17 protein-coding genes are annotated in these 17,914 nt (G+C 69.0%); 10 read left to right on the top strand and 7 right to left on the bottom strand.

Annotated features, from left to right (window positions below; all coding sequences use genetic code 11):
• Window positions 1-278: 278 nt before the first annotated feature.
• Window positions 279-1,175 carry a mycothiol synthase gene (mshD, locus tag ABZ319_RS09205; protein WP_354985832.1) on the bottom strand — a complete coding sequence of 299 codons (897 nt, stop codon included), beginning with the start codon at window positions 1,173-1,175 and terminating at the stop codon, window positions 279-281.
• Window positions 1,175-1,930: a response regulator transcription factor gene (locus ABZ319_RS09210; protein WP_354985833.1), complete on the bottom strand. Its 756-nt coding sequence runs from the start codon at window positions 1,928-1,930 to the stop codon at window positions 1,175-1,177. The genes mshD and ABZ319_RS09210 overlap by 1 nt, the downstream gene beginning before the upstream one ends.
• Window positions 1,931-2,152: 222 nt before the next feature.
• Between ABZ319_RS09210 and ABZ319_RS09215 the strand changes: the two genes are divergently transcribed.
• From ABZ319_RS09215 to ABZ319_RS09240, 6 genes are all read left to right on the top strand, one after another.
• Window positions 2,153-2,998 (top strand): LmeA family phospholipid-binding protein, encoded by an 846-nt coding sequence (locus ABZ319_RS09215; RefSeq protein ID WP_354985834.1) that lies wholly within the window; start codon window positions 2,153-2,155, stop codon window positions 2,996-2,998.
• The gene (locus ABZ319_RS09220; RefSeq protein ID WP_354985835.1) at window positions 2,995-3,447 is read left to right on the top strand and encodes a thioredoxin family protein; all 453 of its coding nucleotides are present in this window, start codon (window positions 2,995-2,997) and stop codon (window positions 3,445-3,447) included. The genes ABZ319_RS09215 and ABZ319_RS09220 overlap by 4 nt, the downstream gene beginning before the upstream one ends.
• Before the next feature lie 257 nt (window positions 3,448-3,704).
• On the top strand, window positions 3,705-4,193 hold the full coding sequence (locus ABZ319_RS09225; RefSeq protein WP_354985836.1) for a DUF4395 domain-containing protein: 489 nt from the start codon (window positions 3,705-3,707) through the stop codon (window positions 4,191-4,193).
• A gap of 64 nt (window positions 4,194-4,257) precedes the next feature.
• Window positions 4,258-5,091, top strand: a complete 834-nt coding sequence (locus ABZ319_RS09230) for a sulfurtransferase (protein WP_354985837.1) — start codon at window positions 4,258-4,260, stop codon at window positions 5,089-5,091.
• Window positions 5,092-5,097: 6 nt separating this feature from the next.
• Window positions 5,098-5,403 carry a DUF1416 domain-containing protein gene (locus ABZ319_RS09235; RefSeq protein ID WP_354985838.1) on the top strand — a complete coding sequence of 102 codons (306 nt, stop codon included), beginning with the start codon at window positions 5,098-5,100 and terminating at the stop codon, window positions 5,401-5,403.
• A gap of 268 nt (window positions 5,404-5,671) precedes the next feature.
• On the top strand, window positions 5,672-6,307 hold the full coding sequence (locus tag ABZ319_RS09240) for an FABP family protein (protein WP_354985894.1): 636 nt from the start codon (window positions 5,672-5,674) through the stop codon (window positions 6,305-6,307).
• 415 nt (window positions 6,308-6,722) lie between these two features.
• On the opposite strand, the gene ABZ319_RS09245 is transcribed toward ABZ319_RS09240, so the two are convergent.
• The 5 genes from ABZ319_RS09245 to ABZ319_RS09265 all read right to left on the bottom strand — a co-directional run bounded on the left by ABZ319_RS09245 (window position 6,723) and on the right by ABZ319_RS09265 (window position 14,140).
• Window positions 6,723-8,366: an ATP-binding cassette domain-containing protein gene (locus tag ABZ319_RS09245; RefSeq protein ID WP_354985839.1), complete on the bottom strand. Its 1,644-nt coding sequence runs from the start codon at window positions 8,364-8,366 to the stop codon at window positions 6,723-6,725.
• An 11-nt stretch (window positions 8,367-8,377) separates the two neighbouring features.
• A complete protein-coding gene (locus ABZ319_RS09250; RefSeq protein ID WP_354985840.1) occupies window positions 8,378-10,450 on the bottom strand; it encodes an ATP-binding cassette domain-containing protein in 2,073 nt (690 codons plus the stop codon).
• Window positions 10,451-10,474: 24 nt separating this feature from the next.
• Complete coding sequence (gene cydB, locus ABZ319_RS09255) at window positions 10,475-11,524, bottom strand: cytochrome d ubiquinol oxidase subunit II (protein ID WP_354985841.1); 1,050 nt, start codon at window positions 11,522-11,524, stop codon at window positions 10,475-10,477.
• Window positions 11,525-11,533: 9 nt separating this feature from the next.
• Window positions 11,534-13,018 (bottom strand): cytochrome ubiquinol oxidase subunit I, encoded by a 1,485-nt coding sequence (locus ABZ319_RS09260; RefSeq protein WP_354985842.1) that lies wholly within the window; start codon window positions 13,016-13,018, stop codon window positions 11,534-11,536.
• Window positions 13,019-13,216: 198 nt separating this feature from the next.
• Window positions 13,217-14,140, bottom strand: coding sequence for an aminodeoxychorismate lyase (locus tag ABZ319_RS09265; RefSeq protein ID WP_354985843.1), 924 nt, complete (start codon window positions 14,138-14,140; stop codon window positions 13,217-13,219).
• A gap of 226 nt (window positions 14,141-14,366) precedes the next feature.
• Here ABZ319_RS09265 and ABZ319_RS09270 point away from each other — a divergent pair, with 226 nt between their 5' ends.
• From ABZ319_RS09270 to ABZ319_RS09285, 4 genes are all read left to right on the top strand, one after another.
• Entirely contained in the window at window positions 14,367-15,482 is a 1,116-nt protein-coding gene (locus ABZ319_RS09270; RefSeq protein ID WP_354985844.1) for a folate-binding protein, read from the top strand.
• The gene (locus ABZ319_RS09275; RefSeq protein WP_354985845.1) at window positions 15,479-16,177 is read left to right on the top strand and encodes an MOSC domain-containing protein; all 699 of its coding nucleotides are present in this window, start codon (window positions 15,479-15,481) and stop codon (window positions 16,175-16,177) included. Before ABZ319_RS09270 ends, ABZ319_RS09275 begins: the two co-directional genes overlap by 4 nt.
• Window positions 16,174-17,136: an asparaginase gene (locus tag ABZ319_RS09280; protein ID WP_354985846.1), complete on the top strand. Its 963-nt coding sequence runs from the start codon at window positions 16,174-16,176 to the stop codon at window positions 17,134-17,136. Before ABZ319_RS09275 ends, ABZ319_RS09280 begins: the two co-directional genes overlap by 4 nt.
• Window positions 17,137-17,343: 207 nt before the next feature.
• Window positions 17,344-17,568 (top strand): DUF3073 domain-containing protein, encoded by a 225-nt coding sequence (locus ABZ319_RS09285; RefSeq protein ID WP_354985847.1) that lies wholly within the window; start codon window positions 17,344-17,346, stop codon window positions 17,566-17,568.
• Window positions 17,569-17,914 lie beyond the last annotated feature (346 nt).

Here is a 17,914-nt window from a genome sequence, read left to right on the forward strand (position 1 = left end):
GGTTCCTCCGCGAATCACGGTCCGCACGCCCAACCCCTCAACGGTCGGACGGGCGCGATGATTGGTGGCTGTTCGCTGGGAACTCGCGCACCGGGCAGTTCGGTACCGCCCACAAGCAAAGTAAGGGGGGCTGGTGGCCAGTTGGACCTGGGCAGGTGAACGGGAGATGAACAACCCGGCGCGATTACGCTGCACGTTCTGTGACAATTGCCTCAGGGTAGCCGGAGGCTCGAAGTCCGGACATTCACGGCGGCGCTTCCGGCGCCGCGCGGAATCCGCTATCCGGCGGTGTAGGCCACATCCACGTGCGCCGGGGCGAAACCCAGCTTCGTGTAGGTGTGCACGGCGGCGGTGTTGTCCGCCTCGGTGTAGAGCAGCACCTGCGGCAGCCCGCGGTCGCGCAGATACCGCAATCCCGCCAGCGTCAGCACCCGCCCGAGGCCGCGGCCCTGCGCGGCCGGATCGACGCCGACCACGTAAACCTCACCGAGCGGCGGCTTTTCATCGTGATGGACCTTGGTCCAGTGAAAACCGAGAACTCGGTCCGGATCGGCGGGGTCGACGGCGAGGAACAAACCCTCGGGGTCGAACCAGGATTCGGCGCGGCGCGCGGCGATGTCGCGCTCGGTCCAGCCGCCCTGTTCCGGATGCCAGGAGAAGGCGGCGTTGTTGACGCGCAGGATCTCGGCGTCGTCCGCCGGACCCGCGTAGGTGCGCAATTCCAGGCCGTCCGGCACCGTCAGTTCCGGTAGCTCGGTAGTAGCGAGATCCCGGCGCATTTGCCACAGTTCGCGTGCGACCCGCAGCCCCAGCCGGGCCGCGACCGCCTTGGCCGGAGGCAGATCACCGTGCGCCCAGACCCGCGCACCGGGTCCGCCCGCGGCGAGCGCCGTGCGCACCAGCTCGGAGCCGATGCCCTGCCCGCGCCGTTCCGGATCGACGGCGACCTCGGCCATGGCGGGGTGATCACCGTGCGCGGGAGCCAGATTCGCGTATCCGGCGGGCACGCCGTCCCGGACCGTCACGAAATGCCTGGCCTCGATGTCGTCCGCGGTCAGCGACAGCACGGCCTGTTCCGAGATGGGCGCGACGCCGTCGGCCGCGGTGGCGCGTTCGATCAGTTCCCGCACCACCCCGGCGGTCTCGGCGGGCAGGCGGTCGGCCGGGGAAGACATCAGAGAGAACCGTTCGCCGTAGTCAATTCGTCGTCGGCGCCTTCGGAATCGGGGAAGGTGACCGTCTCGCCCTTGCCGGCCGCGGTGCGCGCCGGGCGCACCGCCTTGTAGCCCACGTTGCGGACGGTGCCGATGAGCGACTCGTATTCACTGCCGAGCTTGGCGCGCAGTCGCCGCACGTGGACGTCCACGGTGCGGGTGCCGCCGAAGAAGTCGTAGCCCCAGACCTCCTGCAGCAGCTGCGCGCGGGTGAAGACCCGGCCCGCGTGCTGTGCGAGGTACTTGAGGAGTTCGAACTCCTTGTAGGTCAGATCGAGTGGGCGGCCGCGCAGCCGGGCGGTGTAGGTGCCCTCGTCGATCACCAGCTCGCCGAGGGTGATCTTGCCGGTGTTCTCCGGGCTGGCGACGCCGCCGTTGCGGGCGACCAGCAGCCGCAGCCGGGCGTCCAGTTCCGCGGGGCCGGTGCCGGGCAGCAGGATGTCGTCCAGCCCCCAGTCCGCGTTCACCGCGACGAGACCGCCTTCGGTGAGCACCGCCACGACCGGCACCGAGGAACCGGTGCTGCCCAGCAAACGACACAGTCCGCGCGCGGCGGCCAGGTCGGTCCGGGCGTCGACCAGTGCGACATCGGCGGATCCGGCTTCGAGCAATGACGCGACCTCGGTCGGCGCGGGCCGCACGTGGTGCGGCAACAACGCCAGCGACGGCAGGACCGCCTCGGGGTTGGGGTCGGAGGTCAGCAGGAGCAGCTCCATGGGGGCCCTCCATCCCATCTGGCACGTGCGTGGCAACCGCTCTGTACGCCACGACATCATGCTGGTTATCACAGGTAAGTCGGTTGCTACATTAGCGTGTCCCGCCGCCGGGCCGAGTCATCGAGGCGGCCCAGCGGGGCTCGGCTATCGAAACACCGGCATTCGCGACCGGAGCGACCGCGGCCGGGACCGACCGCGCCCGCCCCCATTAGGGTTGCGGGCATGGGTTTCCGGAGGGTGATCATTGGCCTGCTCTGTCTGGCGGGGCTGGCGGTCGTACTCGATTTCGGCATGGCCGCCTATTCCGAATACCGGGTGTCGCGGCTGCTGCGCGAGGGTTCGGACCTGGGCGCGGACCCCGAGGTGACCTTTCACGGCTTCCCCTTCGTACTGCAGGCCATGAACGGCGAGTTCCAGAACGTGGACATTCGGGCGCGTGCGGTGCGTCCCGACATTCCGGGCGAAATTCGGGTCGAAGCCAACTTGCGCGGCGTGCATCTGCCGTTCGGGGATCTCACCGACGGCAACGTCAGCAAGGTGCCGGTGGACCTGGTCGAGGCCCGGATGCGCGTGGAGCCCAACGAACTCGGCCGGCTGTTCAAGATTCCGGATCTGCAGGTGTTCGGCCCGCCCGCGGACAAGTCGGACGGCCTCGGCGGTTCCGGTGGATCGGGTATGACCAACGACGGCGTGATCATCCTCACCGGCACCATGCCCCTGGACTCGGCCCCGGAGTCCCCCGGCCCGCTGACCGTCAGCACCCGCAGCAAGGAGGCGGTGAGCGTGCTGGCGACGCTGCGCCTGGTCGGGGATCAGATTCAGATCACCGCGACCGATATCTACCGGGGCACCGAGAACACCGTGCTGAGCGGCGCGGACACCTCCCCCCGGGTGATCTCCGAGGCCGACAAGCCCAGGGTGCTCGCCATGTTCACCCGTACCATCGATACTCGGGATCTCCCGTTCGGCATCGTGCCCACGAAGGTGGAGGCGATCGGCGGGCAGATCGTGGTCGAGGGCAAAGGCGATGATGTGACCGTAGATCTGGATCGGCTACAGCAGCCGTGACCGCGCTGGCCGTACTGCTGGTCGCGCTCGCTGCCGCGGTGGGCGCGGGATTGCTGTTGCGCCGCAACGAGGGCCGGGTGCGCGCGAGCGCCGCCCCCGAGCGGGCCGGTGACGAACGCGCGGCGTTGCTCGCCGCCGCGGGCGTACTGCCCGGCCGTCCGACTGTTCTGCATTTCTCCGCGGACTGGTGCGGCCCCTGCGCGGCCGTGCGCCGAGTCGTGGCGGGCGTGGCCGGCGAGCTCGCCGGGGAACCGGACGCACCGCTGGATCTGGAACTCGACATCGACGCCAATCCGGAATTGGCCCGGGTGCTGAACGTGCTCTCGCTGCCCACGACCTTCGTCCTGGACGCCGCGGGGCAGGAGCGCTTCCGGATTTCGGGTGTTCCGAAAGCGGCGGATATCCGCAGGTCATTGGCTTCGCTAACGGTTTCCGGGGCGGTCGAGTGACCAGTATTACGGGCCCCGGGTCCAATTTCCCCCGAAAACCGGGTAAACTCCCTTTCGTGCAATCCAACCGCGAGCTGATGCTCACCCGACGCCGCACGGTAGACCTGTGCCGCCTCGGTGGTTGTTGCTGCCTGTGCCGCTAGCCGGTCGGCCTTTCGTTCACTTCTGACGCCGACCGGTACATGCCCCGCCGTAGATGAGGTCGTTTCGATCCTCCGGCGATCTGGCCGAAATCCCTTCAGCGCAGGAGCACACACATGTCGAACCCCAATCCCGGTAAACCGCCCAATGGTCAGGTGGATGTACGCGGGCCGCGCTTCGCGGCCTGGATCACCACCGCCGTCCTGGCGCTCGTGCTCGTGATCTCCGTGTTCTCCGTTCCCGCCGCCGCGATCCTGCTGGCCGTGCAGGCCGTGGTCTTCGCGGCCGGCGCGCTCTCCGGTCCCCGTCGCAGCCCCTACGGGCGGATCTTCGCCGCCCTGGTCGCGCCGCGCATCGGGCCTACGTCCGAGGTCGAACCCGTTGCCCCGCTGCGGTTCGCGCAGCTGGTCGGCTTCGTCTTCGCCGCGCTCGGCGTCATCGGCTTCGCCGCGGGCAGTCCGGTGGCGGGCTCGATCTTCACCGGTTTCGCGCTCTTCGCCGCCTTCCTCAACGCCGCCTTCGGAATCTGCCTGGGCTGCTTGATCTATCCCGTCGCCGCGCGCCTGCTGCCCAAGTCCGCGGCCACCGCGACCCAGAACCCCTGAACCACCCTGTATCCCAACCAACGCATCACTACCGCCTGACCCCGGCACCACCGAAAGGAACAACATGGCTCGCTCCGAGGTCCTGGTCTCCGCAGACTGGGTCGAAGAGAACCTGAACACCCCCGGCGTCGTCCTCGTCGAGGTCGACGAGGACACCTCGTCCTACGACCTCGGCCACATCGAGGGCGCCGTCCGTCTGGACTGGAAGCAGGACCTGCAGGATCAGGTTCGGCGTGACTTCGTCAACCGCGAGCAGTTCTCCGATCTGCTGTCCGCCCGCGGCATCGGCAACGATGACACCGTGGTGCTCTACGGCGGCAACAACAACTGGTTCGCGGCCTACGCGTACTGGTACTTCAAGCTCTACGGCCACCAGGACGTGAAGCTCCTCGACGGCGGCCGCAAGAAGTGGGAGCTCGACGCCCGCCCGCTGGTCAAGGACATCAAGACCCGTCCGGCCACCGCCTACAAGGCGTCGGAGCAGGATCTGTCGATCCGCGCCTTCCGCGACGAGGCCATCAACGCCATCGGCAACAAGAACCTGGTCGACGTGCGCTCGCCCGACGAGTTCTCCGGCAAGATCCTGGCCCCGGCCCACCTGCCGCAGGAGCAGTCGCAGCGTCCGGGCCACATCCCGACCGCCATCAACGTGCCGTGGTCCAAGGCCGCGAACGAGGACGGCACCTTCAAGTCCGACGACGAGCTCGCCGCCATCTACAAGGAAGCGGGCCTGGACGGCGAGAAGGAGACCATCGCCTACTGCCGCATCGGCGAGCGTTCCTCGCACACCTGGTTCGTGCTGCAGGAGCTGCTGGGCCACAAGAACGTCAAGAACTACGACGGGAGCTGGACCGAGTACGGCTCCCTCGTCGGTGCACCGATCGAGTTGGGAGCGTAATCAAATATGTGTGCAGCACCTACCCAGGGACAGGCCATTCCGGCGGGCGTCGACGTGGAGAAGGAGACGGTCATCACCGGCCGCGTCCTGACCGCTGACGGCCAGACCGTCGGTGGCGCGTTCGTCCGCCTGCTGGACGGCAATGGCGATTTCACCGCCGAGGTCGTGGCCTCGGGCACCGGCGACTTCCGCTTCTTCGCCGCGCCGGGCGCGTGGACCATTCGCGCGCTCTCGGCGTCGGGCAACGGCACCGCCGAGGTTGCCCCCGAGGGCAACGGCATCCACAACGTGGACGTCACGGTCGCCAAGTAAGAAGCGAAATACAGGGAACGGCCCCGGGATTCATTTTCCCGGGGTCGTTTTCAGTTCTCGGCAATCGGACGGCTAGACTCCGAGGCGTGGTGCTTGCCTTCGAGATCCTCCTGGTCGTCGTATCGCTACTGATCGCCTGGTTCGGTCTGTACGTCCTCTACCGGCTGTTCACCGAGTCGTGAGCGAGTCGGCGAGCGAGAACGCCGAACACGTGGCCAACGGTACGACGCAGGACGCGTCCGCCGGTGGTCGCGACGCTTCCGCGCGTGTGGACGAGTCGCCCCGCCGCAGCGGTGACCAAGCGGTCGCCGAAGCGGTCGAGCGGGCGAAGTCGACCGCGCCGCGGAACATCCCCTCGCTCCCCGATCTCCCGCTACCGATCGATACCGCGAATCTGCGGCAGGGTCCGGACCTGAGTTCCTCCATGCTCGCGCTGCTGCCGCTGGTCGGTGTCTGGCGCGGCGAGGGCGAAGGCAACGATCCCGAGACCGGCGACTATCGCTTCGGTCAGCAGATCATCGTTTCGCACGACGGCGGCGACTACCTGACGTGGGAGGCCCGTTCGTGGGTCATCGACACCGACGGCACGTACACCGGACCGGATCTGCGTGAGAGCGGTTTCTGGCGGGTCGGCATCGACGGTGACGACGAGGTGCTGGAGCTGCTGCTCACCCATTCCTCGGGCATCGTCGAACTGTTCTACGGCCAGGCCCTGACCCAGTCGTCCTGGGAGCTCGCCACCGACGTGGTGATCCGCAGCCAGTCCGGCATCGTGGTGGGCGGCGCCAAGCGCCTCTACGGCATCGTGGAGGGCGGCGACCTCGGCTACGTCGAGGAGCGCATCGGCCCCGACGGCGTCCTGGAACCCCGCCTGTCGGCCCGCCTGCAGCGCTACATCGGGTAGGTATTCGTTCTTCCCCCAAAGCAACTCGTGATCTCGCGAGTATCGGGGTAACTCACCGGGTACGGGCTGACTCTTCAACGCTGGAACGGAGAGCGGCCGACGCAACCTTCGGCGCACCTGAGTCATGCTTGAATTCGCGGAGAGACGGGTCAGCCCCCGAGTCGTATCGCGGATGCAACTCACGCGATCCGGATCAGGACGTGATCCGGGACTCGGGGGCCGGGTGGCTGCCTGGGATTCGCTCAGCACTTCGCGCTACGTGAATCCGTTTGCAGCGATGGGTGCCTAGCGGGCAGCCACCTCACGCGTCCTCGAATAAACCATTACTCGAATCACCTCCTTCCTTGTGTACACACGAAACTAGTCGCGTGATCGACCGGCGGCAACGTATTTTCTCGGACCGCGAAATGGCAGGTCAGGACCGGGATACGGGAATAGTCCGTCGGATGTTCGCGGTTCCATTCGGGTCGACTTCGACGAGGGTGTCCGCGCGATGGTCCGGGGGCAGTTGATGGGTGACGACCACGACCGTGCGGGCGGGGTCGGCCAGGCCGCTGTCCGCGTCCAGCAATCGGCGCAGGAGTTCCGCGCCGGCTTCGGCTTCGAGGTGTTCGGTCGGCTCGTCCAGCAGCAGCACGGTGGCCGGGGAGAGCAGTGCCCGGGCCAGCAGCAGCCGGCGGCGCTGACCGCCCGAGACCGCGGCCGCGCCGCCGACCAGATCGGTGTCCAGGCCATCGGGCAGGGCGTCCAGCCACTCCCCCGCGCCGACCGCGCGCAGCGTGTGCTCGGCTTCGGCGGCGGTGATGTCGCCGCGGGCCGCGCGCAGGTTCTCCAGCACGCTGGTGCCGAACAGGTGGGCGTCCTCGGCGAAGAAGGTGACGCCGGGGCGCGGGGTGCCGAACAGGCCCGCCCAGGACATGAGCAGGGTGGTCTTGCCCGCACCGCTGGGGCCGGTGACCGCGATGCGGCGGCCGTCCGGCAGCGGCGGCGGTTCCGTTGCCGGAGCGCCGGTTTCGGACCGTTCCAGGCGGCGCAGCCGGCGCAGGGCGGCCCGGCCGTTGGTGAGGGCCTGGGCGGCGGCGGGCAGGACCGCGACCGCTTCGAAGGCCGAGAGCGGGACCAGCACCAGCACGGTGAGCGCCATCGGGCTGATGCCGCCCGGCTGCACCGTCTGGAAGCCGAGCACGCGGTCGCCGGAGCCGTTGCCGTACAGGGTGATACCGATCAGCAGCGCGCCCAGCACGCTGGCGCCGATGGAGAGCGGTAGCACGGCGGCCGCCCAGGCGCTGCGTGCGGCGGCCCGGTCCTCGGCGTCCACCGCGCGTCCGCCCGCGGCCCGTGCGGCCTCGATGGCGCTGGAAAGCCTTCCGGCGACGCGGAGTTCGGGCGCGTGGTCGAGCACGGTGAGTGCTTCGGCGGTGAACGCGGTCCGGTCGGCGCGCACCGCGATCTCGGCGTCGCGGGCCGCGTGCGCCGAGAGCCACGGCGCGAGGATCCCGGAAATCGCCAGTGCCGCCGCGAGAATCAGCGCCGCCGGGATGGAGATGACGGCGAGCAGCCCCACCGCGGCCAGGGACAGCACCGCCGCGACCGCGATGGGCACGAAGGCCCGTACGACCACGGCTCCGAGGTCGTCGATGTCCGCCCCGACCCGCCCCAGCAGTTCACCCCGGCGCAGTCGCGCCGGATCGCCCTGTCCCGCATCGGCTTCGATGCCGCTGCGCCGCGGTCTCCAGATGTCGGCTCCCGCCAGCGCCCGATAGGTCTTGGTCCGCGCCAGGCTCATGGACCGCAGGGCGACGTCGTGTGTGGCCAGCCGCTCGAGGTACCGGCACAGTCCCCGCGCGATCCCCAGCGCCCGGACGGTGACCACCGCGATGGTCAGGTCCAGCACCGGCGGCATCTCCCAGGCCCGCGCGATCAACCACGCCGCCAGCGCCGCCAGCGCGAACCCGCTCCCGAGCGCGGCCGTCCCCCACCCGATGGACACGGCCATCCGCCACCGCGAAAGCTCCAACAGCTCCCGCACCCCCCGAAAATCCGCCAGCATGCTCTTCATCGCGCTCCCGCCTACCGATCCCGGTGCCCAGCAGTCGAACTTGTCGTCATGGCGCCGGCATCACCCATCAAGTGGCGAGATGAGCCGCTCGCCATCGCGTTCGACACGTGGACGCCCGCTCGGGCCGCGTTCGAACTCATCGGCCGGGATCCGAAAACGTTGTCGCTGGCTGCCGGGCCGGGCCCGGGCGCGACCGGCCGGGCCGAATCGACATCCGTGGTCGGTACTGCCGCAGGTGCCGAGTCGGCGGACACGGCGTGGATAGCGTCGACAGGCAAGATCTCGTCCGCGATGGCGAGGACGGTTGGACGGTGGCCGACCAGGACGACGGTCGTGCCCGCTGCCGCGCGGGCGCGGAGGGCTTGGAGGACGCGGGTCTCGGAGTCGGGGTCCAGGTGGGCGGTCGGCTCGTCCAAGAGGAGGACGGCGCGGTCGGCGGCGAGGGTGCGGGTCAGGGCGAGGCGCTGGCGCTGACCGAGGGACAGTCCGGCGCCGTTCGCGCCCACCCGCGTGTTCCAGCCGTCGGGGAGTTCGGCCAGGACCTCGTCGAAACCGGTTGCGTGGCAGGCAGCGTCCAGTAGGTCGGTGCCTGCGGGCGGGCCGAGGAGTTCGATGTTGTCGCGCAGGGTTCCGGGGACGAGCACCGGGCGCTGCGGCAGCCATGCCACCCGCGACCACCACGCGTCGGGGTCCAGTTCGGCCACGGGAACGCCGTCGATGGTGATCGTGCCCGCGGCGGGCGGCACCAGACGCAGGATCGCCTGCAGGGCGGTCGATTTGCCGCTGCCGTTGGCTCCGGCCAGCACGGTGACCGCACCCCGGCGAATCGTGCCCGACAGCGCGTGCGGGGCCATGCCGTCCCGAGCCGCGACGGACAGTCCGCGAATCTCTATGTGACCGGATTGTTCTCGGGAATCGACCGAGCCCTGCCCCACCTCCGCTCCGGCAGCGCCGGGGGTGCGGGCCTCCGGCACGGCGGTGCGGGGGCCGACCGTGTCCGGGTCGAGTACGGCGAAAGCCTTCTCGGCGGCCGCCATTCCGTCCTGGGCGGCATGGAAGCGCTCGCCGACCGCGCGCAGCGGCAGGTACACCTCGGGGGCCAGGATCAGCGCCAGCAGGCCCGCGTAGAGACCCATCTCTCCGTACACCAGGCGCAGGCCGATCGACACCGCCACGAGCGCGACCGACAGCGTAGCGAGGGCCTCGAGGACCATCGAGGACAGGAAGGCGATGCGCAGCGCGGACATGGTGCGCCGGTGCAGATCGTCGCCGAGGCGGCGCACGCGATGCTGCATGGTGGCGCGGTCGGCGACCGACGGCGTCTCGGCGTCGGGTCCGGTCGTCGATTCGGTCGCGCGAGCGCGCATCGGAGCCGGCTCGCCGTAGCGGTGCGGTGCTATGGGAGCCGCCGCCGCACCGTCGCGGCCGCCTTCGCGGCCGAGCGCGCGCAGGGTCGGCATGCCGGCGAACAGATCCAGCAGTTGATCCGAGAGCCGGGTGGTGGCGGTCAGGGTTTCCGCTGCGCGTCCCTTGGTGAGCAGCCCGATCAGGATCATGAAGATCGGGATCAGGGGCAGGGTGACCAGGATGATCGCGCCGGAGATCCAGTCGTGGGTGGCGATGACCACCAGCACGATCGGGGGAACCAGCAGTGAAAGCAGCAGGGCGGGCAGGTATCCCGCGAGGTAGGCGCGCAGGCCGCTCAAGCCCGAGCCGACCACGACGGCCAATTCGGTGCGCCGCGACTCCAATTCGCGCGGCGGCAGCTGCGCGCCGACGGTGAGCACGGCTGTCTCCAGTTCGGCGACCACCCGCGCCCCCGCGCGGTGTGCGAGCCGGGACTGCCACCACGTGGCGGCGACCCGGCACAGCACGGCGATCGTGAAGATCGCCAATTCGGTACGCCACGAACCGATGTCACGCCGGCTCGGATCGGTGATGACCCCGGCGAGCACCCGCGCCAGGGCGAGCGCCGCGGCCACGATGCTCACCGTGGTCAGCAGCGACAACGCCACGCTCAGCGCCAGATACATGCGTGCCGAGCGGGCGTACCGCCACAGGCGCGGGTCTACCGGTCGTGCCATCGGTTCGAATCCGTACTGTCGTCGTTACTTCGAGGTGGATTCCACGGGCAGCCCGATCGAGGGCGGGATCTGCTCCACGGTCAGCCGCTGCCGGAACACCCAGTAGGTCCAGCCCTGGTAGATCAGCACCACCGGCACCATGGCCACCGCCACCCAGCTCATGACCACCAGCGTGTAGTGGGTCGAGCTGGCCGAGACCGTGCCGTCCCGCCCGTCGACGGTAAGGCTGAAGGCCGCGTCGATGGTGGAGGGCAGCACGTTCGGGAACAGTGCGCCGAACAGCAGCGCGGTCGCCGAGGCGATCGTGAGCGCGGTGCCGGTGAAGGCCCATCCGTCCCGGCCCTGGGTGGCCGCGAAACCCGCGACCAGTAGTCCGATCACGGCCAGCGCCAGCGGAATCCAGGTCCAGCCCTTCCCGTAGGCGAGCTGGGTCCAGATGCCGAAGGCGGCGACCACCACGGCGGTGGGCACGAACAGCTTGCGCACCATCGCCTGTGCGGAGTCCCGCATCTCGTTGCCGGTCTTGAGGGTGATGAACACCGCGCCGTGCAGCAGGAAGAGCAGCAGCGTGGTGAGCCCGCCGAGCAGCCCGTACGGGTTCAGCAGATCGAGCAGATTGCCCTCGATGTGCCTGCGCTCGTTGAGCTTCACCCCGCGCACGATGTTCGCGAAGGCCAGTCCCCAGGCGAGCGCGGGAATCCAGGAGCCGAGCCCGATGCCGATGTCGCACCAGCGCCGCCACCGGTCGTCGTTGATCTTGCCGCGCCATTCGATGGCGCAGGCGCGCACGATCAACCCGACCAGGATCAGCAGCAGCGCGAGGTAGAACCCGGAGAACAGGCTCGCGTACCACTCCGGGAAGGCGGCGAACATCGCACCGCCGGCGGTGAGCAGCCACACCTCGTTGCCGTCCCACACCGGCCCGATCGTGTTCAGCACCACACGCTTTCGGGTCTCGTTGCCCTTTCCGAGGATCGGCATGAGCATTCCGACGCCGAAGTCGAAGCCCTCCAGCACGAAGTAGCCGGTGAAGAGCACCGCGATCAGCAAGAACCAGAATTCAGGGAGACTCATCCCGGGCTCCTAGTAGGCGAAGGAAAGCTTGTCGACGGAATCCCCGGGATCCCCGGTCATGCGCGGGCCGGTGTCGACGGGGGCCGGTGCTTCCGGTCCGGCGACGACGTAGCGGCGCATGAGATAGAACCAGGCGACCGCGAGCAACCCGTACAGCAGCGTGAAGACCACCAGCGAGGTGACTACGGTGCCGGCCGATACGCCGGATACGCCCTCCTGCACGGTCATTCGAATGGACTGGTCCCCGTCCGGGTTGGGTGCGACCACCCAGGGCTGGCGGCCCATCTCGGTGAAGACCCAGCCGGACATGTTGCCCAGGAACGGTGTCGCGATGGCGAGCAGCGACAGCCACGAGAACCATTTCTGATCGGGGATGCGGCCGCGGCGGGTGACCCAGAACCCGGCCAGCACCAGCAGCAGCGATCCGGCCATCCAGGTGATCATCGCCCGGAAGGACCAGTAGGTGACGAAGAGGTTGGGCCGGTAGTCGCCGGGGCCGTACTTCTCGTTGTAGGACTGCTGCAGATCGACGACGCCTTCGAGGGTGACGTCGTTGAACCGGCCCTCGGCCAGCCACGGCAGCACGTACGGCACCTCGATGAGGTGGTCGACGCTGTCGCAGTTGTTGTGCGTGCCGACGGTCAGCACCGAGAAGTCGGGATCGGTTTCGGTGTGGCACAACGATTCCGCCGACGCCATCTTCATGGGCTGCTGTTTGAACATGAGCTTGCCCTGCACGTCGCCGGTGTAGACGAGGGCGACCGCGGCGATCAGCACGATCCAGGCGCCGACCCGGGAGGCCGAGCGCCACATGGTGCGGGCCTCGTGCAGCGGGGCCTCGGACCCTTCGGCCTTGGCCTGACGCGCTTTTCGCACCATCCACCACCCCGCGATGCCCGCGACGAAGGTGCCCGAGGTGAGGAACGCTCCGGCGACCACGTGCGGGAAGGCGGCGAGGGTGGTGTTGTTGGTGATGAGCGCCCAGATGCTGGTGAGCTCGGCGCGACCGGATTCGGGGTTGAACTTCGCCCCGACCGGGTGCTGCATGAACGAGTTGGCCGCGATGATGAAGTACGCCGAGGCGTTCACGCCGATGGCGACCAGCCAGATGGTTGCCAGATGCACCTTCTTCGGCAACCGGGTCCAGCCGAAGATCCACAGTCCGAGGAAGGTGGATTCCAGGAAGAAGGCGACCAGCGCCTCCATGGCCAGGGGTGCGCCGAAGACGTCACCGACGAAGCGGGAGTATTCGCTCCAGTTCATGCCGAACTGGAACTCCTGCACGATGCCGGTGGCAACACCGAGTGCGAAGTTGATCAGGAAGAGCTTCCCGAAGAACTTCGTGAGCCGTAACCAGTGCTCCTTTCCCGTGATCACCCATGCGGTCTGCATTCCGGCTACGACCGGGGCGAGACCGATGGTGAGCGGCACGAAAATGAAGTGATACACGGTGGTGATACCGAACTGCCAGCGCGCTAGATCCACGACGCTCATCCGACCTCCAGGCCGATCTACGACATGACGTAGTACCGAACAGTACGCCTTGCCGTCGTCAGATCAACGTGTGCCGCGCCATAGTGCGCCGAAAGTTTGCTGGAGTGTGATAGCAGATCCGACCGAAGTCCTGCTCAGCGCCGCGCGAACATGGCGCCGGTCACGTGGACCCGGCCGGATTCCGCATTCCCGCTCGAACTACCAGTCCGCGACGCTCCCTGGCAGCGCGATGCCGCGGTCCACCAGCGCGGCGATCTCGGCGGCATTGTCGGGGGCCGACATGCGCAGCCCGTCCAGGGATTTGACCCGGGCGGCCAGGGTGATGCTGGAGAGCATCCAGACGCTGTCGGCGGTGATCAGATCCGCGGTGAACAGCGGCTCGTACCGGCAGTCCCACCCCGCCTTCTCGGCCTGGGTGAACAGCGCCCGCTGCGTGGTACCCGGCAGGACGCCGATGCGCGCGGGCGGGGTGATGAGCTGGTTGTCGCGCGCCACAACCACTGTCGAGCGCGGGCCTTCCAGCACCCGATGCTCGGTGCTGGTGAAGATGGCGTCGTCGGCGCCCATGCGCTGGGCGAAGCGCAGCGCGGCCATGTTCGTGGCGTAGGACAGGGTTTTCGCGCCCAGTAGCTGCCAGGGTGCGGCCTGCGCCAGATCGACCGAGATGCCGCGCGAGAGTGTGATCACCGAAACACCTTCGGCGCGAGCTGTTTTCACCCGATCGGCCACGGCCTGCACCAAAACGTATCCGGTGGTTGGGGGTTCGGCGGCGGACATGCCACCGGCCTTGTTAGCTGATTGTTTGCCTGAACCCTGTTCGCTCTCCCGGCCGCGAGTCAGCGTCAGGCGCAGCATGCCCTCGCGCTCGCGCCCCCACTCCTCGGCCGCCAGCTCCACCGCGAAGCGCCAGGCGTCCAGGTCGGGCGCGGGCAGTTCGAGGGCCTGCGCCGAACGCCGCAGGCGCGCCAGATGCAGCTCCAGCGCGCAGGCCACGCCGTCGCGCACCAGCACCGTCTCGAAGATGCCGTCACCGCGCAGCGCACCGATGTCGTCCGCATACAACAGCGGCGCGTCCGGATCCCGGATCGCGCCGTCAAGAGTCACCAGAACCCGTTCCACCATGCAGCCGAGCCTAGGACAGCGCGCGCGTCACGGAGTGATAACCGCGTCGCCGGGACCGCGGGCCGGACCTGTCGCGCGGGCCGCGCCGGCCCGCGCGCGACACCCCCGACCGGCCCGCTGTCACCCCCGCCATCGCCCCCGCGCGACGCCCGCGATCGGCCCGTCGACGGGGTGCGATCCAACACGCGGGCGGAGGCCCGCGATCGAGCACCGCTAATGTGGTGGGGTGTCCTTCGAGGTAGCACCCAGTCCGATTCTGCAGTTTCCGGGGGCTGTCGCGGGGCCGCCCGGGTCTCCCGACGCGGCGGTCGCGTGGCATTACGGGGATCCGCTGGGCGAGCAACGCGCCGCGGTGCACCGGGTGGCGGTGATCGATCGCTCGCACCGATTCGTGCTGGCCATGACCGGTAAAGAGCGCTTGACGTGGCTGCACACCATCTCCAGCCAGCACGTGGCGGATCTGGGCGACGGGCAGTCCGCGGAGAACCTCGATCTCGATCTCAACGGCCGGGTGCTGCACCACTTCGTGCTCACCGAGCTGGACGGCACGGTGTGGATCGACACCGAGGCCGACCGCGGGCCCGAACTCCTGAACTTCCTGCAGAAGATGGTCTTCTGGGCCGACGCCAAGCCGGTGGCCGCTCCCGATCACGCGGTGCTGAGCCTGATCGGCCCGGACGCGGCGAAGCTGACCGGCGCCCTGGGCATCGACGCCCTGCCCGAGGTGTACCGGGCGGTGGCCCTGCCCGGCGGCGGTTTCCTGCGTCGCATGCCCTGGCCCACCGCGGACTCATTCGACCTGATCATCCCGCGCGATCAGCTCGCCACCTGGTGGACTCGACTGCGCGAGGCGGGCGCCGAGGCCGCGGGCAGCTGGACCTTCGAGGCGCTGCGCGTGGTGGCGCTGCGCCCGCGCATCGGCCTGGACACCGACGACCGCACCATTCCGCACGAGGCGAACTGGATCGGCGGCATCGAGCAGTTCGGCGCGGTGCACCTGAACAAGGGCTGCTACCGCGGCCAGGAGACGGTGGCCCGGGTCCACAATCTCGGCAAGCCGCCCCGGCACCTGGTGCTGCTGCACCTGGACGGCTCGGCGGACGCGCGCCCCGAGCCGGGCGAAGCCGTGACCGCCGGCGGCCGCGCGGTGGGCGTGCTGGGCACCGTCGTCGATCACTACGAATTCGGCCCCGTCGCACTGGCTTTGATCAAACGCAACATCCCCGCCGACACCGCGCTGACGGTGGGCCCGAGCGCCGCCTCCATCGACGCGGATTCGGTTCCCGCCCATGACGAACCGCAGGCCGGCCGGCTCGCCGTCGAGAAGCTGCGCGGTCGATGAACGCACCCGTGCCCGGCTCGGCCGGGCAGGTGCTCGCGGTGTGCGTGGTCTTCGAGGAGCTGGACAACCCCGGCCGGGTCGGCCGCACCGCCATCGACAAACGGCCGGTGCCGCACCGGGTTCCGGTGCGCCCGCTCGGTCTCGAGGGCGACCACGTCTGTGATGTCGAGCACCACGGTGGTGTGCACCAGGCCGTCTACGCCTACGCCGAGGAGGACGCGCGGCGCTGGGCGCAGGAGCTGGGCCGGGAGCTGCCGGCCGGCTGGTTCGGCGAGAATCTGCGCGTCTCCGGCCTGCCGGTGAGCGACGCCGTGCTGGGCGCGCGCTGGGCCATCGGCGACACCGTGCTGGAGGTGTCGGCGCCGCGCGTGCCGTGCGCCACCTTCCAGCGCTGGAGCGGTGAGCAGCAGTGGGTGAAAAGGTTCACCGCACAGGCGAATACGGGCGCCTACTTCCGGGTGATCACCGCGGGCACGATCGGCGCGGGCGACGCGGTGCGAGTGCTGTCCGAGCCCGCGCACGGGGTCACCGTGCGCGATCTGTTCACCGGCGCCGACATGGCGCGCCTGGAGCTGCTGCTCCGGTCCGAGCCGACCGTCTCCGACGATGTGCGCATGCAGATCGAGCGCCATCGGCGGCGGCACGACAACGCGGCGGCCCGGGCATCCCGGCCGTCGGAGGGAGCGAACGCGTGAGCGTGGATTTGGTGGAGGTCGTGCGCTCGGGGTTCCGCGAGTGCGTGCATCGCGGGTCGCTGGTGATCCTGCGCCCCGACGGTGAGCCGCTGGTCGAGCTGGGCGCCGTGCACGGCCCGATCTTCCCGCGCTCGACCAACAAGCCGCTGCAGGCACTGGGCCTGCTGCGCAACGGTTTCGAGCCGCTGGACCGGGCCGAGCTGGCCATCACCACCGCGTCGCACTTCGGCGAGCCCGATCACGTGGAGCTGGTGCAGCGTTTGCTGGACCGCTTCGGCTTCACCGAGGACGACCTGGAGTGCCCGCCGGACCTGCCGTCGGAGGAGCTTTCGCGCGCGGCGGTGCTGGCCGGGCGCGAGCGCAGCAAGGCGGCGCGTCCGATCTTCATGAACTGCTCCGGCAAACACGCCGCCATGCTCGCGACCTGCAAGCTCAACGGCTGGCCGACCAGCGGATACATGGAGCTCGGGCATCCGCTGCAGCAGTCGGTGCTCGCGACGATCGCCGATGTCACCGGTGAGCCGGAGACCGATCTGGGCATCGACGGCTGCGGGCTGCCGATCGTGCCGGTATCGCTGGTGAATCTGGCCCGGGCCTACGCCACGCTGACCACCGCGCCGGAAGGTAGCCCGGAACGCGCCGTGGCGGACGCGATTCGCGCGCACCCGCGAGTGATTTCCGGCACGGACGGTCCCGATCTGCGGATCATGACCGCGACCCCCGGGCTGCTCTGCAAGATCGGCGCGGACGGGGTGCACGCGGGTGCGCTGCCCGACGGTTCGGCCTTCGCCTACAAGATCGACGACGGCGCGGATCGCGCGCGACTGCCGCTGACCACGGCCATTCTGCAGCGTATGGGTATCGAGTGGACCGACGAGCACGTGGAGCTGGCGGCCACCCCGGTGCTCGGCGGCGGCGCCCGGGTGGGTGTCATTCGCGCGATTCCGGGGGTGCTCTGACCCCGGAATCCCATCGGCCCGATTCTCGTTCGACAGCCCGGAACGCCTCGCGGCGGCGGTCCCGGGCGGCACTTCGGCGCTTTCTGCCCCACTCCTGGAAGCGAGACCGCCTGACACACGCTAAAGTGTCTGTCAGGAAGATTATTAATTCGAACGGGGCCGCCAAACCACCCCAGGCCGCCCCGCAGTGACGCGAGGGGGTCAGCCATGGGCCGTGGCCGGGCTAAGGCAAAGCAGACCAAGGTAGCGCGCGAGCTCAAGTACAGCTCGGCGCCTACCGACTTCAAGAACCTTCAGCGCGAGCTGTCGGGGAGTGAGCTGTCAGGAAGTCCCGCGGACTTGCCTCGGAGCCCAGTGCTTTCCGACGAGCACGACGCGAAGGACTCGCAGTCGCGCTGGGACGAAGACGACTACGACGACTGGCGCCGCTGACTCGGATTTTCTCGACGTTCCAAGGGGCAGGCCCGTGTACGGTCTGCCCCTTCGGCACGTCGCCCCGAGTCTTCGACGACATTCTTTCCGGATAGCCGATTCACACGCGTCTCACCCACCAGGGTGAGGCGCAGACGTGTGTTCTCGGTAGCTGACGCGCTGCGAGCCTCCAGCCGCAACGGATCAACTACCCCCACACCGGAATTCGACATTCCAGACAAATAGCAAGGCCCCGAGCACTCGAAAGTGCTCGGGGCCTCTGCTATGTCTTCGTCGCCCAAGCTTCGCTCGCCTAAGCCTTGCTCGCGTAAGCCTTGCTCGCCGGTGTCTTCATCGCAACCGCGCC

Source organism: Nocardia sp. NPDC005978 (genome assembly GCF_040614455.1).
GTDB lineage: Bacteria > Actinomycetota > Actinomycetes > Mycobacteriales > Mycobacteriaceae > Nocardia.

What these genes read in the sequence shown, in the direction of transcription:
- mshD (WP_354985832.1), bottom strand. Translation starts at nt 1,175, where the DNA reads ATGTCTTCCCCGGCCGACCGCCTGCCCGCCGAGACCGCCGGGGTGGTG.
- ABZ319_RS09250 (WP_354985840.1), bottom strand. Translation starts at nt 10,450, where the DNA reads ATGGCACGACCGGTAGACCCGCGCCTGTGGCGGTACGCCCGCTCGGCA.
- ABZ319_RS09210 (WP_354985833.1), bottom strand. Translation starts at nt 1,930, where the DNA reads ATGGAGCTGCTCCTGCTGACCTCCGACCCCAACCCCGAGGCGGTCCTG.
- ABZ319_RS09245 (WP_354985839.1), bottom strand. Translation starts at nt 8,366, where the DNA reads ATGAAGAGCATGCTGGCGGATTTTCGGGGGGTGCGGGAGCTGTTGGAG.
- ABZ319_RS09285 (WP_354985847.1), top strand. Translation starts at nt 17,344, where the DNA reads ATGGGCCGTGGCCGGGCTAAGGCAAAGCAGACCAAGGTAGCGCGCGAG.
- ABZ319_RS09235 (WP_354985838.1), top strand. Translation starts at nt 5,098, where the DNA reads ATGTGTGCAGCACCTACCCAGGGACAGGCCATTCCGGCGGGCGTCGAC.
- ABZ319_RS09225 (WP_354985836.1), top strand. Translation starts at nt 3,705, where the DNA reads ATGTCGAACCCCAATCCCGGTAAACCGCCCAATGGTCAGGTGGATGTA.
- ABZ319_RS09215 (WP_354985834.1), top strand. Translation starts at nt 2,153, where the DNA reads ATGGGTTTCCGGAGGGTGATCATTGGCCTGCTCTGTCTGGCGGGGCTG.
- ABZ319_RS09265 (WP_354985843.1), bottom strand. Translation starts at nt 14,140, where the DNA reads ATGGTGGAACGGGTTCTGGTGACTCTTGACGGCGCGATCCGGGATCCG.
- ABZ319_RS09230 (WP_354985837.1), top strand. Translation starts at nt 4,258, where the DNA reads ATGGCTCGCTCCGAGGTCCTGGTCTCCGCAGACTGGGTCGAAGAGAAC.
- ABZ319_RS09275 (WP_354985845.1), top strand. Translation starts at nt 15,479, where the DNA reads ATGAACGCACCCGTGCCCGGCTCGGCCGGGCAGGTGCTCGCGGTGTGC.
- ABZ319_RS09260 (WP_354985842.1), bottom strand. Translation starts at nt 13,018, where the DNA reads ATGAGCGTCGTGGATCTAGCGCGCTGGCAGTTCGGTATCACCACCGTG.
- cydB (WP_354985841.1), bottom strand. Translation starts at nt 11,524, where the DNA reads ATGAGTCTCCCTGAATTCTGGTTCTTGCTGATCGCGGTGCTCTTCACC.